This window comes from Thiomicrorhabdus sp. ZW0627 (genome assembly GCF_029767005.1).
GTDB lineage: Bacteria > Pseudomonadota > Gammaproteobacteria > Thiomicrospirales > Thiomicrospiraceae > Thiomicrorhabdus.
The window spans coordinates 851,113-864,764 of the sequence record NZ_JARUQR010000001.1 but is presented as its reverse complement, the minus strand read 5'-3'; the positions used below and the strand labels follow the sequence as shown (position 1 = coordinate 864,764).

Sequence of the window (13,652 nt, the reverse complement as noted above, 5' to 3'; positions counted from 1 at the left end):
TCTATGAATGAAAGATTTCAACGGATGTTGAAGTGGTTGGAAAATCAGCCTTTATTGCAGGGTTGTGAGGTTTCCGAACCGGTTCCGGCATCCAGTGACGCCAGCTTTAGACGTTATTTTCGTATCCAGGTCGATAGCCCGAATGCCGAGACGACCAGTTACATTATTATGGATGCGCCTCCGGAGCATGAAGATTGCCGTCCGTTCATTGAGGTATCAAACCAATTGGTGCGGATGGGACTGCAAGTCCCAGAAGTGCTGGCACAGGATCTGCAACAAGGATTTCTATTGTTGACCGACCTAGGCTCGACGACTTATCTGTCGGTATTGACGTCGGCGTCCGAGTCGGAAGCCGACAGTCTGTATCAGGATGCTTTGACGGCTTTGGTGACGTTGCAGAAGCAGGGGCATAAATCCGCTGAAGCGTTGCCGCCTTATGATGCGAAATTACTGGATACCGAGATGAACCTGTTTTCGGATTGGCTGCTTGCCACCCATTTGGAAATGCCGTTGGGCAAACTGGATTCGCAGAATTGGGCTGAGGTCAAAGACGTGTTGCAGAAGTCGGCCTTGAAGCAGCCTAAAACCTATGTGCACCGCGATTACCACAGTCGTAACCTGATGGTGACGCCAGAGCATAATCCCGGTATTCTGGATTTTCAGGACGCGGTACACGGTCCTTTGACGTACGATGCGGTCTCGTTGCTTCGTGATTGTTATATCGCCTGGCCGGCCGAGCAGGTGGTGGAATGGCAGAGAAGTTATTTTCTGCAGCTTTGCGAAGCGAATCTGCTGAGTAAAGATGAATGGAACGGTTTCCGTGAATCAATGGATTTGATGGGCATTCAACGTCACTTGAAAGCATCGGGTATCTTTGCGCGTCTGTATCACCGTGACGGCAAGGACGGTTATTTGAACGACATTCCTTTGACGTTGGATTACATCGTCAAGGTCGGTGCACAATATCCGCAGCTGAAGACACTGGTGGCGCTGGTGGAAACCCAGATGTTGCCGCATGCGATGTTGCAGAAATCCATCGCCTGAAAAGCGAAGAGCGAAGCCTAAGCAAGAGAATTTATGTCCAAACACACTGTAAAAGCGATGATTCTGGCGGCCGGTCGCGGTAATCGTTTGCGTCCATTGACCGATAGCATTCCCAAGCCTTTGGTGCCATTGTGCGGTAAGCCGCTGATCGAGTACCACATCGAAAAGCTGGCCGAAGCGGGGGTTGAGGAAATCGTCATCAACCACGCTTGGTTGGGGGATCAGATCGAAAACACTTTGGGCAACGGAGAGCGTTGGGGCGTCCGTATCCACTATTCACCAGAACCTGAAGGCGGATTGGAAACCGCAGGTGGCATCATCAAAGCCTTGTCATTGTTAGGTAACGAACCGTTTGTGGTGGTGAACGGTGATGTCTATACCGACATGGATTTCGCGCCATTGATTGAACAGGCCTGTTCATTTTCCGATTCCTCCGAATTACTGGCGCACTTGGTGCTGGTTCCGAGTCCGGAATTCAATGCGCAGGGAGATTTCGGTCTGAATGAAGAAAGCCGGGTTCAAAGTGAAGGCGGACACACGTTTGCCGGGTTAAGCATTCTCCACCCAAACCTGTTCGAAAATATGGAAGTCGATTTCATCAAACTTGCGCCAATTCTGCGCGAAGCCATGCAAGCCGGAAAGGTGAGCGGCGAACTCTATGAAGGGTTCTGGTCGGACATCGGTACGCATGAACGTTTGCATGAGGCCGAGCGGCTATTGTGTCCTTGAAACAGGCCTGCCCGGTTTCAGTTCTCCTAATTTAACTCAATAGTCATGAACTCCAATGAGCGTCTAGTCCGAATCAATAAATTCCTGAGTGAAGCGGGGGTCTGTTCACGCAAGCAAGCCGACCGTCTGATTGAACAGGGCGAGGTGAGCGTGAACGGAGCCACGGCCTTTTTAGGGATGAAGATTTGTGACGGCGATCACATCATGGTCGGCGGTGTGCCGATTGAAAGCAAACCCGATCCGATCTATCTTCTCTATCACAAGCCCGTGGGCATCACCTGTACGCACGATCTTTCGGTTGCCGATAATCTGGTAGAAGCCGTCGATTTTCCTCAGCGAGTGTTCGCGGTTGGCCGTTTGGATAAGGCCTCCGAAGGTTTGATGTTACTGACCAACGATGGTGAAATCGTCAATCGTGTTCTGCGTGCAGAGAACGCCCATCAAAAAGTCTATGCCGTGACGGTGGATAAGCCCGTAACGCAAGAGTTTCTTCAAACCATGTCGTCCGGCGTAGCCATACTGGATACGGTCACCCGTCCTTGCCAGGTAAGCCGGTTGGGGGAAAACCGTTTTGAAATCATCTTGACGCAAGGATTGAATCGTCAGATTCGAAGAATGTGCAAGACGTTGAGGTATCGAGTAACCCGTTTGCAGCGTCAGCGAATTATGCATCTTGAACTGGGTGACTTGCAGGAAGGGCAATGGCGCTTTCTGACGGAAGAAGAGAAGGGAACCCTGATAGGGCAATTGCGTGATTCCAGCAGTTTGGCCACCGCAGATTGATTCACTCTTAATTCAAGATAAGTTTGGATGAGGTTTTTCGGAAACCCGCCAGTTTTGTTCTAAAATGAAATTAAAGAAAATTCATTCAATAACAAAAGGAAAGCAGCATGAGCCATAAACATAAAGCGATTATTGAAAAAGTGTTTGCCCATCCGATTTCGACCAATATCGATTGGAAGAAACTGGAACATGCGCTGGAACATTTCGGGGCGGAAATTGAGATTTCTGCAGCCAATCGAGCGAAGATAGTCATTGGCGAGAATGAATTGGTGGTGAGCTTGCCTCATCATGGTCACGAGATTTCCGATAAGGATGAAGTGACTCGATTGCGTCATTTCTTGGAAGAGGTGAAGGTGACGCCGGATACGATTTGATTCTCTCAAAATAAAAAAGGCCTGGATTTCCAGGCCTTTTTTGTATGTAAGGAATCGTATCAGGAATTAGGCGGCCTGTTTTTTTGAGACCTGCCAGACAAACCAGCTGAAAACCGCTCCGCTGACAAACATCAGTAGCGAGTAGGTTACAGCCGGAATCATCATCGCTTCGTTTCCGATCAATGTACCGGCCACGACCAATGCCAGGGTACCGTTTTGAATGCCTACCTCGAAACCGATTGAGACCGACTGAGAATGCGACAATCGGCTCAATTTGGCCATCTGGTAACCAAGAACCAGTACAACCGCATTCAGTAGCAAAGTCGCCAGGCCTGCTTGGGCAAAGAAGCCCGCCATGTTGTCGGCGTTTTTCAGGACGATTAACGTGATGATCAGCAACAGGAACAGAATCGAGAACCATTTCAGTTGGTTTTCAATTTTGGCCGCGGCATTCGGCCAGCGAGACAGGACAAACATGCCCAGAGCGACCGGAATGATGGTGATGACCAGAAGCTGCACGATGGTTTTGATCACCGGTAAGTTGAATTCGGTTGCGTTACCCATGAAGTAATTCATGCTCAAAGCGGCGATGATTGGAATGGTGAAAGGGGTGACGACACTTACCACAGCCGTCAGACTGATAGAGAGCGAAACATCGCCTTTGGACAGGTACGTGAACATGTTTGAGGTCGCGCCACCCGGTGCCAGAGCGATAATCATCAAACCGACCGCGATTTCAGGTGACAAGTTTAGCGCTATGGCGATGATGAAGGCCGCGATCGGAAGCAGTATCATCTGTCCGATCAGACCGATGCCGACGGCTTTAGGGGATTGTAAAACGTTTTTGAAATCCATCAGGCGTAGGGAAAGCCCCATGCCGAACATGATCAGGAAAAGGGCGGCAGGAAGGATGACTTTGGTTAACAGATCTGGTGACATGAAATTTTCCGATTTTGTAAATTAAGTGGTTGGGATTGTATAAGACGGGATTGAAAACACAATCCCAGTTCCACCCCGTTAGCGCTGATGTTTTTTATGACGGTGTAAAAATTTTCAGGCGGATTTAGCCGTTCAGAGCGCTTCGTTGCCGACGACGGTCAGCCCGACGGACGTCCAGGCCTGCATGCCGCCACGGTAGTATTTAATTTTATCTGCCGGGTACCCCAGTTTGAGTAAAGCGAATTCGTTGGTTTTGATTTCAGCCGGGGTTTGCCCGCAGAAATGGCCGTTGCAGTAGGCGACGATGGTTTTGGCATGACTGAAATCAAGATTACCATTGGCGTCGGTTTTGACGTTGAAGTATTTTTCCAACGCTTCAATAGCTGAAAGTTCATTGTTGAAGGTCGACATTGGAACATTCACGGCCCCCGGTATCCGCAGGCGTTCGAACCAGATGGTCGGGCGGGTATCGACCAGAATGATGGATGGATCGGTCTGCATTCGTTGCATGTAGTCGATCACGTCCAGTTCCCCAATGGTTTCCACGCCGGGGGCGAGGTGCATGGGCTGTAAATGGCCGACGGTGGTGTTGGTGTAGAGGTCAGTCAAGGTGATGTTTGGATCCTGGTTTCTCTGGATGACGTAGGTTTTTCCTTGCAGGGTGACGGTAACCGATTTGACGCCTTCGGTCAGTTGTACTTCACCGCTTGGATTTTCGGCCAGAGTGCTGGTGCTGGTTAAAACAAGGGCAGCTAAAAGAACCACGCTGGAAAGTTTCATCGTTAGACTCCTTGGCATTTGCCTATTTTGGGTCGTAGCAGACACGAATTTGCGTGTTGTTTCCTAATTTGAGTTTAACCGATTGAAGTAATATTTGCCTAATACGACCATCAGAATCCCGCCGAGTATCAAGGAACCCGCCAGAACCAGTCTGAAGGTGACGGTTTCAGAAACAAAGAGTACGCCACCGACAACGGCCAAAACCGGCACCAGCAATTGTACGACGGCCGCTTGCGTGGCAGCGAGGCCGCCGAGTGCGGAATACCAAATAGCGTAACCGATGCCGGATGCCAGGCCGCCGGATAATGCCGCCAGCAGAATGCCTTCCGTAGTGAAGTGTCCGGAACTTAATGTGAAGGCAGCCAGAAGGATGACCAATGGCATAGTTCTGATGAAGTTGTAGGCGGTATCGGTTAAAGGGTTTTTGGAGCCTCTTCCCAGTAATGTATAAACACCCCAAGCAACACCTGAAATCGTCATTAAGATGAAGCCTTCGAGTGAAGGGGCGCTGACCCCGGGCAGAACCAGATATACAAAGCCGGAAAAGGCGACGAATATCCCGATCCATTCGCTGAAATGCAAGCGAGTTCCAGCGATAAGCGTGAGCAATATCATGGTGATCTGTACAGAACCGAACAGGATCAATGCGCCGGTTCCGGTTTCCAGGGTCAGGTAGGCGTAGGAAAAACAGATGGCGTATAAAAACAGCATCAGGCTGGCTGCCCAACTGCCTTTATGTCCGGTTTCAATGGATTTAGATTTGAACGAGATAATTGCCAGCAGTACGATTGCGCCAGACAAAAGTCGAACCATTGTGAATCCGGCCGCATCGATGGCGCCATTGTCCAAAGCCAGGCGGTTCAATACTGAATTGGCGGCAAAAGCGATCAGAGCTAAAACGGTGAATAGTGTGGTGGTGAGAATATTGGGGTGGCTGGTTTGTTTCATTGGGTTCCACTGATGACAGGTGTATCTGCAGGATTATAGTCGTGACAGCGTTTCCCCAGAAACAAAATTTCTTCCGAACACCAATCGCTTCTGCCAGTGTTAATCGGGTTTATTCCTGTTTCGTGTTTGGATCGATAAAGAAGTGAGTGACTCCTTTTATATCGACCGACGTGTTGTCATCACAGCGATGGTTTTGCAGAAACTCGAATAGACCGTCCGGGCACATCGGCTTAGCGAAGAAGTAACCTTGTGCGATATCGCAACCCATATTTTGCAGAAGATGCACCGTGTTGAGGTTTTCGATGCCTTCGGCTACCACGATCAGGTTCAAGTGGCGAGCCATTTGAATCGTATCTCCTGTCAGGCTTTCCAGTCGTTTGTCCGTGCTGAGTTTCTCAATGAATACCCGGTCGATCTTCAATTCGGTGAAAGGCATGCGTTTGATGTTTTCCAGTACCGCCGTTCCGGTTCCAAAATCGTCAATCGAGAGTTTAAAGCCTTTCAATCTTAGGCGTGCCAGAATGTCGAGTCCGGTCTTTAGATGTTGGATGGCGCTGCTTTCGGTTATTTCGATAATCAGGTTCTGGGGTTCGATTCCCATCACCCGAGCATGCGAAGCCAGTGTGTCCGGAAAATCGAGGCGGTTCAAATCCAAAGCGGAGACGTTGATCGAAATCGTGAAGTTCGGGTGGTTTTTGAAATAGGTTTGATAATCCTGTTCAAGGCGCTCAAGAAGCCGTTGAAGAAACAGTTCGTTGAGGCCGTTGGCCTCCATGGCGTCGATGAAACGATTCGGATAGATCAGTTGGCCGTTTCGATCTTTTATGCGTGCAAGGGATTCAAAACCGATTACTTCATAGTTTTTCAGGTTGATTTGTGGCTGATAGTGCAGAATCAGGCGAGATTCTTCCAACGCCTGACGGATCTCATCAGCCTCCATTTCCTGATCTTGGATTTTAGGTTTATTTTGACTTTCATCCTGATGGAAGAAGGACGATTTGAATTCGTTGATCAGGTTTTTAAGGTCCTGAATGCTGAAAGGTTTTTTCAGGGTCGGAAGTAATTTCAGTTCATGAGCTTCCGCCAGATCGTATGCTGTGCCTAAAACGCCTTCGTCATAGCCACTCATCAGTACAATGGCGCCCGTGTAGTTCCGCTCTGCAAGCGAACGGATCAGTTCCACCCCGTCTCGTCCCGGCATGTGCAGATCCAGGAAAATCAGTTGTGTGTCCGGGTATTTGGAAAGCTCACTTTCAAACAGTTCCGGCTGATGCAGGTAAGCAGCACCGATTTTGAGCATCTCTGCGACATCCGAAATCAATTCTCCGAAAGCGGGTTCGTCGTCCATAATGAAAATTTGAGTATCCATGATCATTCACTTCCTTGTAATGCTCTTTTGAGGGCGTCCTGAATGCCTCTTGATTGATATGGCTTGCGGACGAATACCAGGTTTTCCGGAAGCAGATGTCGGTTCTGGAGCATCTCTTCTGAGAAACCACTGGTCAAAATGACTTTGGTATTCGGATAGTCGGAGTGGATTATTTTGAACAACTCCAAGCCATCAATGTCTCCGGGCATAACGATGTCCGAGAAGACCAGATCGTAATTTTTCTTTTGCAGTTGTTCCTTGGCTTCATCGGCACTGTGGCAAACGTCGCATTCAAACCCTAATTTCTCCAAGAAGGTTTCGGCGACTTCCGCTAAATCGGGTTCGTCGTCGACCACCAGGGCTTTCATGCCGTGATAGTATGTGATTTCGTTCTCATTCAAATGGTCTGAGGAGAATTTTTCATCTCTATCCGACTTTTCGTTGACAGGTAAGTAGAGGTGGATGCTGGTGCCTTTACCTTCCTCGCTGTAGATGCGCATATGACCTTTGGATTGCTTAATAAAACCGTAAATCATCGCCAGGCCTAGCCCGGTTCCTTTGCCTTTTTCCTTGGTGGTGAAGAAAGGTTCGAGAACTTTATCGATGAGTTCTTTTGGAATCCCTGTGCCGGTGTCGGTGATGTCGATCAACACGTATTCTCCCGAAGGTACAGGCTCGGGCAGGGATCGTGTGTATTCTTCGGATAAAGTGACTTCGGATGCATTCAAGTAGATGGTGCCGCCTTCCGGCATGGCGTCGCGCGAGTTGACCGCCAAGTTGATCATCGCGTTGGTCAGCTCGTTGGGATCAACGGCGACCAGCGGTAAATTGTCTTCAATATTCAATTTGATCGCTACGCGGTCTTTGATACTTCGTTTGAGCATGTCCTGAAGCTCGTTTAGGAGCTGATTGAGGTCGACGGATTCAACTTCAAGGGATTTCTTGCGGGAGATAGTCAGCAGTTTCTGGGTCAGGTCGGCGGCTGACATGGCGGCTTTCTTGACTTGGCCGAGACGTTTACCGGCTTTGCTGTCCTCTTCCACATCCATTTCCAGCAGTTCAAGGTTACCCAGCATGATTCCAAGAAGGTTGTTGAAATCGTGAGCGATGCCACCTGTCAGTTGACCTAAGGCTTCCATTTTTTGAGTCTGGCGCATCTGTTCTTCGAAAACGGCAGGTGCGGTCACGTCGCGTACTAGGGTGATGGCTTTGATTTCATTGTCAGCCATGAAAGGGTCGATAAGGACCTCTAATAGCACTTCCGAACCGTTTGGGTGTTGGTAATGAAAAGGGCGGTTACGCGTGACTTTGATGCGTCTTGGAGAGCGATAGAATTCTTGCCGATAGGCACGGTGTTTTTCTCTAAAGTTTTCGGGCATCAAAGATTCAATCTCTTTTCCGACAAGGTACTCGGTTGGTATGCCCAGAATGGTCTCGATCATTGGGTTGGTTCGTTCGATGATGCCGGATTGGTTGACCACCAAGAGACCGTCAGGAACGGCGTTAATTAGTTTTTCGAATTGCTGGTTGGCTTCTTGCAGGTGGTTTTCACGTTTAGATAGGTTTTGAACCAAATAGCTGAGGCGGCTTCCGGTTCGAATTGAGTAAAGGGCGATAAGGGTCAATAGCACTGCGATGAGATATGGCCACTGATTTTGCCACCAGAAAGTGCCGATCATATGAGATTTGCTGAGTTTACCAAGAATGTACCAGGGGAGGTCTTTTGCTTGGGTGATGAGTATGTTCGCTGTTTGGTGGTTGTCGCAATCGCCCAGACTACAGATTTTGTGGAAAGCGTAGTAATCGTCATCTAGAGTGAATTCTTGGTTGTTTCGATTGTCTGTCAATGCGGCCCATAATGGCGGATCGCTATGTTGAATGGAGCTGTCGGGTTTATTGAACATGAACCCCCATTGGGTGACAGGTTGTGTGCTGAACAGGTAATATCCCTGGTTGTTGATCAACGAGAAGTCACCTGCCAAGTGGTCGAGTTGGTTTTCGATTCGGTCGAGCATCAGATTGGCATCAAAATTTAGAACAAGATAACCAATCACTTGTTGATTTGAGTAGCCGGTAATCGGTGTTGCGAAACGCAGCATCGGTTGCCAGGGCATTTCGATTTTGCCTTGTTCGACGTTCAGGTCCAGAGGGGACTGGTAAATGTCGCCCGGTTTGAGTTTTTCTGCGGCTGTGAAATAGTAGCGACTGGATTTGTCTTGCAACTTTTCTTCCGGAATGCGGAAGCTTTTACCGTTTTTGCGGTCGACGCGTACCACTTCATGGCCGGTTAGATCTAGGATGCGGATCTGGGCGTACCTTCGGTTCTGTTCGGAGAACATAACATATTCGTTACAGAGGTGGTTGTGAAGCGCATCGGAAGAGCCGAGTAGGACATCTTTGGCTTTGGTCTGATGACTCAGGTAGTTGATGTCGGCATAGACTTGGGATATTTCGTTGAGTATCGTACGATTGACTTGTTGCACCGCATTATTGAGCTGCTTTTTACTGGCATTCTCTCTCATCTGCTTGTCCATATAGAAGATGGCAAGCATCAATCCGATGATAAGAATGAATACGGGCAGTACGAACAGTATCTGTTGTCTATGCTTCATGGTGGTCCCTTGAAAAAACCGCTCAGTTATTAAGTTAATAATTTCAATGGTACGTAATTAATAATATTTATCTAATATAATTTACTTATGTTTAATGTGGAAGTTTTAATTATTAATAATCATTGAATTAGTAATTGTTGCAGTTTCTGTGCGTCGATTTCAGCCGAAGCTTCGACGAATGTTTTATAATGTTAGGCTGAATTTTTAGAGTTTTATCAGAAAGGATTATCGATATGCTGATGCTTGTTTCTCCCGCCAAGTCACTGGATGAAACCACTCCGGTTCAAACGGATATACATACTCAAGGTGTATTACTGGATCAGGCGGCGGAGTTGGTCGAGGAGTTGAAGCATATCGGTCCGGTAGAAATCGGACAATTGATGCATATCAGCGACAAGTTGTCGGAACTTAACTATGAACGTTTCCAAGCTTGGACCTTGCCGTTTCCGGAAGGCCAAGCCAAGCAGGCCGCCTGGTTATTTAAGGGCGATGTTTATCAAGGTTTGGACGCCTATTCCTTAAGTCCGAAAGGGATCGACTACATTCAAACCCATTTGCGTATTCTGTCCGGCCTCTATGGTCTACTGAAACCGTGTGATGACATGCTGCCGTATCGCCTGGAAATGGGAACTAAGTTCGAGAACAAGAAAGGCAAAGACCTGTATGCCTTCTGGGGCAGCCGCATCACGGAACTTCTGAATGCAGAACTGGCAGAGCAGGGAAGTAAAACCCTGGTCAATTTAGCTTCGAATGAATACTTTAAAGCGGTTAAGAAGAAAGAACTGAACGCTCGTATCATCACGCCGATCTTTAAGGATTGGAAAAACGGTCAGTATAAGATCATCAGTTTCTATGCCAAGAAGGCTCGTGGCTTGATGGCGCGTTATGCAGCGGATCATCAGGTTGAGAACGCTGAAGATTTGAAGTATTTCGATGTCGAGGGATATCAGTTCGCCCCGGATCTTTCATCAGAAACCGATTGGGTCTTTACCCGTAAGCTGGAAGATTGATCTGACGAATTAAGAAAAATTGGTTTTGAAATGAACAGGCCTGGTTTTCTTGATGAGAACCAGGCCTGTTTGGTTTTTAGAACGGTGGATTATTGAAGCGTGTCAGAGTCTTTTGCGAACAGAGCGTCAATGTCTTCCTGATTGAAACGCATGTGGAAATTACAGATTTCATTGTGGATCACGATTTCACCTTGCTCTTCCAATACTTTGCGAACTTCGGCTTCGCCTAATGATTTCAACATGTCTTCAACACGTCCGCGGTCTTGCGGACATTCATAAACCACTTCCTGGCCTTCGAACAGTTCAATCACTTCTTCGTGGAACAGACGGTGCAACAACTCCTCTGCAGGAAGCGTGGTCAATTCTTCGTCTTTGACCGTCGTGGTCAAATGAACGACGCGATCCCAAGCATCTTCATCCTGTCCATCGGTTTCCGGCATTTTTTGAATCAATACACCACCGATGTTGTTTTCATCCGCCGACAACCAGATTTTGGAAGGTAACTGTTCAGATTGGCTCAGGAAGGTTTCGAATGATTCGGCGATGCTGTCGCCTTCACGCGAAACGTAAGACTGGAAGTGATGCTGGGTCTGGATGTTTTCCATGGTCACCAGAATCTGGCCGTCTCCAAGCAGTTCGTCCAAAGAGGTCTCGTTTTCGATGGTGCGGTTGGTTTTGGCGACACCACGGATTTTCAGGTCGTGAGTGACTTCGACCACTAATAGCGTAATCGGCCCCGAACCTTGAACCTGCAGGGTGATTTTACCTTTATGCTTCATGCCGTTGGCCATCAGCACCGACATGGCCGTCAGTTCGCCCAGCAGTTTGACGATCGCCTGCGGATAATGACGGTCTTTCAGCATCGCCTGCCAACTGTCTTCAAGACGGATGTGCTGACCACGAATATTGAGTTCTTTAAATAGGAAACGTTGTACTGCGTTGTGTGACATGGTTCATTTACTCTTTATCTAAACGAAGTCATTATTAATTGGGTTAGGAGGCTGTCTGCACGGTTTCTTTGGCTTGCAGATCCGCGTGATAGGATGAACGTACCATCGGTCCGGAGGCAACGTTGGTGAAGCCCATCTCGTAACCGGCTTCTTCGACCTGTTTGAACTCTTCCGGCGTCCAGTATTTTTTGACAGCCAGGTGGAAGTTACTCGGTTGCAGGTATTGGCCAACGGTCAACATCTCAACATCGTGAGCGCGCAGGTCGCGCATCACTTGTAGAAGTTCGTCCATGCTCTCTCCAAGACCGACCATGAGCCCCGATTTGGTAATTACTTCCGGGTTCATTTCCTTGAAGCGTTTCAGCAGATCCAAGGAGGCCTGGTAATCGGCACCCGGGCGTGCTTCTTCATACAGGCGAGGGACAGTCTCAAGATTGTGGTTGAGCACATCCGGCGGCGCCTTCTGAAGGGTTTCCAGCGCCACGCTCAAACGGCCTCTGAAATCGGGAACCAAAGTTTCGATTTTCAGGTCAGGCAGGTTTTCACGCAGGGCAGTGACGCAGTTGTTAAAGTGCTGTGCGCCACCGTCACGCAGGTCGTCACGATCCACCGAAGTGATGACCACGTATTTGAGCTGCATGGCTTTGACAGTTTCCGCCAAGTGGCGAGGTTCGTCCTGGTTCAATGGTTTCGGACGGCCGTGTGTTACGTCGCAGAAAGGGCATTTACGAGTGCAGATGTCGCCCATGATCATGAAAGTGGCGGTGCCGTGACCAAAACATTCACCGAGGTTTGGACACGAGGCCTCTTCACAGACGGAGTGTAGGCCTTTTTCACGCATGATGTTCTTGAGTTCGGTGACACGGTGTATGTCTTTAGCCTTTGGAAGCTGAGCTTTGATCCAACGAGGTTTTTTAAGTTTTTCGGCATTGGGATCCGGGCGATGCTTCAGAGACTTGGTTTTGTACTGTCCTTTAGGCATGGCTTCATTGCGGGCCTTCAGACTTCCTCTGTTACCGATGGAGTCGATGCTGATTTCTTGAAACTGTGGAGGGTTTGACATAACTGGGAAACCGTTCAAAGCTATTGAGTGACCGCTTATTATAAAGGATTCGCGATCGAAACGCCGAATTTAAGGTTGAATGCCTTGAGTATGGTTGTTCAGCTTAGTTTGCAGAATATGGGTGAGCTGTGTCCCCAGTTCATCAATGTTTGGACAGGCCTGTTCCGGAAGGAAGTCGCATAGTTGTGCCATCTGCATACCTTGCAGGCCGCATGGGTTGATCATGAGGAAAGGGGAAAGGTCCATATTTACGTTCAGAGCCAAACCGTGATAACTTTTCTGCTGGCGGATTTTCAAACCCAAAGAGGCGATCTTGTCGTTGTTGACATAGACCCCCGGAGCATCGGCGCGGGCTTTGGATTCTATGCCGAAACCGGCCAGCAGTTCGATGATCGATTCTTCGATCAGGGTTACCAGAGCGCGTACGCCGAGTTTGGCGCGTTTCAGATCCACCAGGACGTAGACGATGAGCTGGCCGGGACCGTGATAGGTGACCTGACCGCCACGGTCGGTTTGAACCAGAGGAATTTCTTTACTGAGGTTCAGAAGATGTTCGGCTTTGCCGTTCAGGCCTTGAGTGAATACCGGAGGATGTTCAACAATCCACAGGGCATCACGCGTGGAGGCATCACGATTGTCAGTGAAATCCTGCATGGCTTGCCAGGTGGTTTCGTAGGGCTGTAGGCCGAGGTGTTTGATTTGCATGTCTGTGGATAAGCGGCGGAAAATCCGCCGATTGAAGAGAGGGTTACAGTGTCATCAACACCAGAGGGTGTTTTTTCAGATCACCGTAAATGCCGTGGATCTGTTCGATACAGGTGGCATAAAAGGTGATGTTCACCGAAATGAATTTCTTGCCTTTGGAGTCTCGGATATGGATGTTCTCACGAGAGACGCCTGGCGCATATTTCTGGGTGACTTCAAACACCAGGTCGATGAACTCTTCGGTGTTGTGCCCCATCGCCTTCAAGCAGTAATCGCACGGAAACTCAATCAGGCTCTCGTTGTCCGGGGTATGTAAATCTTTTGTCATGTGATTCCACTCTTCACA

The 13,652-nt window shown here is 48.6% G+C and carries 14 protein-coding genes; 5 read left to right on the top strand and 9 right to left on the bottom strand.

Annotated elements, in window-relative coordinates; all coding sequences use genetic code 11:
* The first annotated feature begins 3 nt into the window (after window positions 1–3).
* The 4 genes from QCB45_RS04165 to QCB45_RS04150 all read left to right on the top strand — a co-directional run bounded on the left by QCB45_RS04165 (window position 4) and on the right by QCB45_RS04150 (window position 2,930).
* Complete coding sequence (locus QCB45_RS04165; protein ID WP_279419544.1) at window positions 4–1,044, top strand: phosphotransferase; 1,041 nt, start codon at window positions 4–6, stop codon at window positions 1,042–1,044.
* 33 nt (window positions 1,045–1,077) lie between these two features.
* Complete coding sequence (gene murU, locus QCB45_RS04160) at window positions 1,078–1,773, top strand: N-acetylmuramate alpha-1-phosphate uridylyltransferase MurU (RefSeq protein ID WP_279419542.1); 696 nt, start codon at window positions 1,078–1,080, stop codon at window positions 1,771–1,773.
* A 45-nt stretch (window positions 1,774–1,818) separates the two neighbouring features.
* Window positions 1,819–2,556 carry a pseudouridine synthase gene (locus tag QCB45_RS04155; protein ID WP_279419539.1) on the top strand — a complete coding sequence of 246 codons (738 nt, stop codon included), beginning with the start codon at window positions 1,819–1,821 and terminating at the stop codon, window positions 2,554–2,556.
* 107 nt (window positions 2,557–2,663) lie between these two features.
* The gene (locus QCB45_RS04150; protein ID WP_279419537.1) at window positions 2,664–2,930 is read left to right on the top strand and encodes a hypothetical protein; all 267 of its coding nucleotides are present in this window, start codon (window positions 2,664–2,666) and stop codon (window positions 2,928–2,930) included.
* Between the two features lie 66 nt (window positions 2,931–2,996).
* Here QCB45_RS04150 and QCB45_RS04145 read toward each other — a convergent pair whose 3' ends face one another.
* The 5 genes from QCB45_RS04145 to QCB45_RS04125 all read right to left on the bottom strand — a co-directional run bounded on the left by QCB45_RS04145 (window position 2,997) and on the right by QCB45_RS04125 (window position 9,578).
* Entirely contained in the window at window positions 2,997–3,869 is an 873-nt protein-coding gene (locus QCB45_RS04145) for a bile acid:sodium symporter family protein (protein WP_279419535.1), read from the bottom strand.
* Window positions 3,870–4,001: 132 nt separating this feature from the next.
* Entirely contained in the window at window positions 4,002–4,649 is a 648-nt protein-coding gene (locus QCB45_RS04140; protein WP_279419533.1) for a rhodanese-like domain-containing protein, read from the bottom strand.
* 63 nt (window positions 4,650–4,712) lie between these two features.
* Window positions 4,713–5,597, bottom strand: a complete 885-nt coding sequence (locus QCB45_RS04135) for a DMT family transporter (protein ID WP_279419530.1) — start codon at window positions 5,595–5,597, stop codon at window positions 4,713–4,715.
* Window positions 5,598–5,706: 109 nt separating this feature from the next.
* A complete protein-coding gene (locus tag QCB45_RS04130; protein ID WP_279419527.1) occupies window positions 5,707–6,966 on the bottom strand; it encodes an EAL domain-containing response regulator in 1,260 nt (419 codons plus the stop codon).
* Window positions 6,967–6,968: 2 nt separating this feature from the next.
* Complete coding sequence (locus QCB45_RS04125) at window positions 6,969–9,578, bottom strand: response regulator (protein WP_279419524.1); 2,610 nt, start codon at window positions 9,576–9,578, stop codon at window positions 6,969–6,971.
* A gap of 233 nt (window positions 9,579–9,811) precedes the next feature.
* On the opposite strand from QCB45_RS04125, the gene yaaA reads away from it, so the two are divergent.
* Window positions 9,812–10,588 (top strand): peroxide stress protein YaaA, encoded by a 777-nt coding sequence (gene yaaA / locus QCB45_RS04120; RefSeq protein WP_279419521.1) that lies wholly within the window; start codon window positions 9,812–9,814, stop codon window positions 10,586–10,588.
* 89 nt (window positions 10,589–10,677) lie between these two features.
* Here the strand turns inward: yaaA and QCB45_RS04115 are convergent, their stop codons facing one another.
* The 4 genes from QCB45_RS04115 to QCB45_RS04100 form a co-directional block, all read right to left on the bottom strand.
* Entirely contained in the window at window positions 10,678–11,538 is an 861-nt protein-coding gene (locus tag QCB45_RS04115) for an Hsp33 family molecular chaperone HslO (protein WP_279419519.1), read from the bottom strand.
* Between the two features lie 43 nt (window positions 11,539–11,581).
* Complete coding sequence (lipA, locus tag QCB45_RS04110) at window positions 11,582–12,601, bottom strand: lipoyl synthase (RefSeq protein ID WP_279419518.1); 1,020 nt, start codon at window positions 12,599–12,601, stop codon at window positions 11,582–11,584.
* 69 nt (window positions 12,602–12,670) lie between these two features.
* Window positions 12,671–13,306, bottom strand: a complete 636-nt coding sequence (lipB, locus tag QCB45_RS04105; protein WP_279419516.1) for a lipoyl(octanoyl) transferase LipB — start codon at window positions 13,304–13,306, stop codon at window positions 12,671–12,673.
* Between the two features lie 43 nt (window positions 13,307–13,349).
* Window positions 13,350–13,634, bottom strand: coding sequence for a DUF493 domain-containing protein (locus QCB45_RS04100; protein ID WP_279419513.1), 285 nt, complete (start codon window positions 13,632–13,634; stop codon window positions 13,350–13,352).
* Window positions 13,635–13,652 lie beyond the last annotated feature (18 nt).

What these genes read in the sequence shown, in the direction of transcription:
- QCB45_RS04165 (WP_279419544.1), top strand. Translation starts at nt 4, where the DNA reads ATGAATGAAAGATTTCAACGGATGTTGAAGTGGTTGGAAAATCAGCCT.
- murU (WP_279419542.1), top strand. Translation starts at nt 1,078, where the DNA reads ATGTCCAAACACACTGTAAAAGCGATGATTCTGGCGGCCGGTCGCGGT.
- QCB45_RS04155 (WP_279419539.1), top strand. Translation starts at nt 1,819, where the DNA reads ATGAACTCCAATGAGCGTCTAGTCCGAATCAATAAATTCCTGAGTGAA.
- QCB45_RS04150 (WP_279419537.1), top strand. Translation starts at nt 2,664, where the DNA reads ATGAGCCATAAACATAAAGCGATTATTGAAAAAGTGTTTGCCCATCCG.
- QCB45_RS04145 (WP_279419535.1), bottom strand. Translation starts at nt 3,869, where the DNA reads ATGTCACCAGATCTGTTAACCAAAGTCATCCTTCCTGCCGCCCTTTTC.
- QCB45_RS04140 (WP_279419533.1), bottom strand. Translation starts at nt 4,649, where the DNA reads ATGAAACTTTCCAGCGTGGTTCTTTTAGCTGCCCTTGTTTTAACCAGC.
- QCB45_RS04135 (WP_279419530.1), bottom strand. Translation starts at nt 5,597, where the DNA reads ATGAAACAAACCAGCCACCCCAATATTCTCACCACCACACTATTCACC.
- QCB45_RS04130 (WP_279419527.1), bottom strand. Translation starts at nt 6,966, where the DNA reads ATGGATACTCAAATTTTCATTATGGACGACGAACCCGCTTTCGGAGAA.
- QCB45_RS04125 (WP_279419524.1), bottom strand. Translation starts at nt 9,578, where the DNA reads ATGAAGCATAGACAACAGATACTGTTCGTACTGCCCGTATTCATTCTT.
- yaaA (WP_279419521.1), top strand. Translation starts at nt 9,812, where the DNA reads ATGCTGATGCTTGTTTCTCCCGCCAAGTCACTGGATGAAACCACTCCG.
- QCB45_RS04115 (WP_279419519.1), bottom strand. Translation starts at nt 11,538, where the DNA reads ATGTCACACAACGCAGTACAACGTTTCCTATTTAAAGAACTCAATATT.
- lipA (WP_279419518.1), bottom strand. Translation starts at nt 12,601, where the DNA reads ATGTCAAACCCTCCACAGTTTCAAGAAATCAGCATCGACTCCATCGGT.
- lipB (WP_279419516.1), bottom strand. Translation starts at nt 13,306, where the DNA reads ATGCAAATCAAACACCTCGGCCTACAGCCCTACGAAACCACCTGGCAA.
- QCB45_RS04100 (WP_279419513.1), bottom strand. Translation starts at nt 13,634, where the DNA reads ATGACAAAAGATTTACATACCCCGGACAACGAGAGCCTGATTGAGTTT.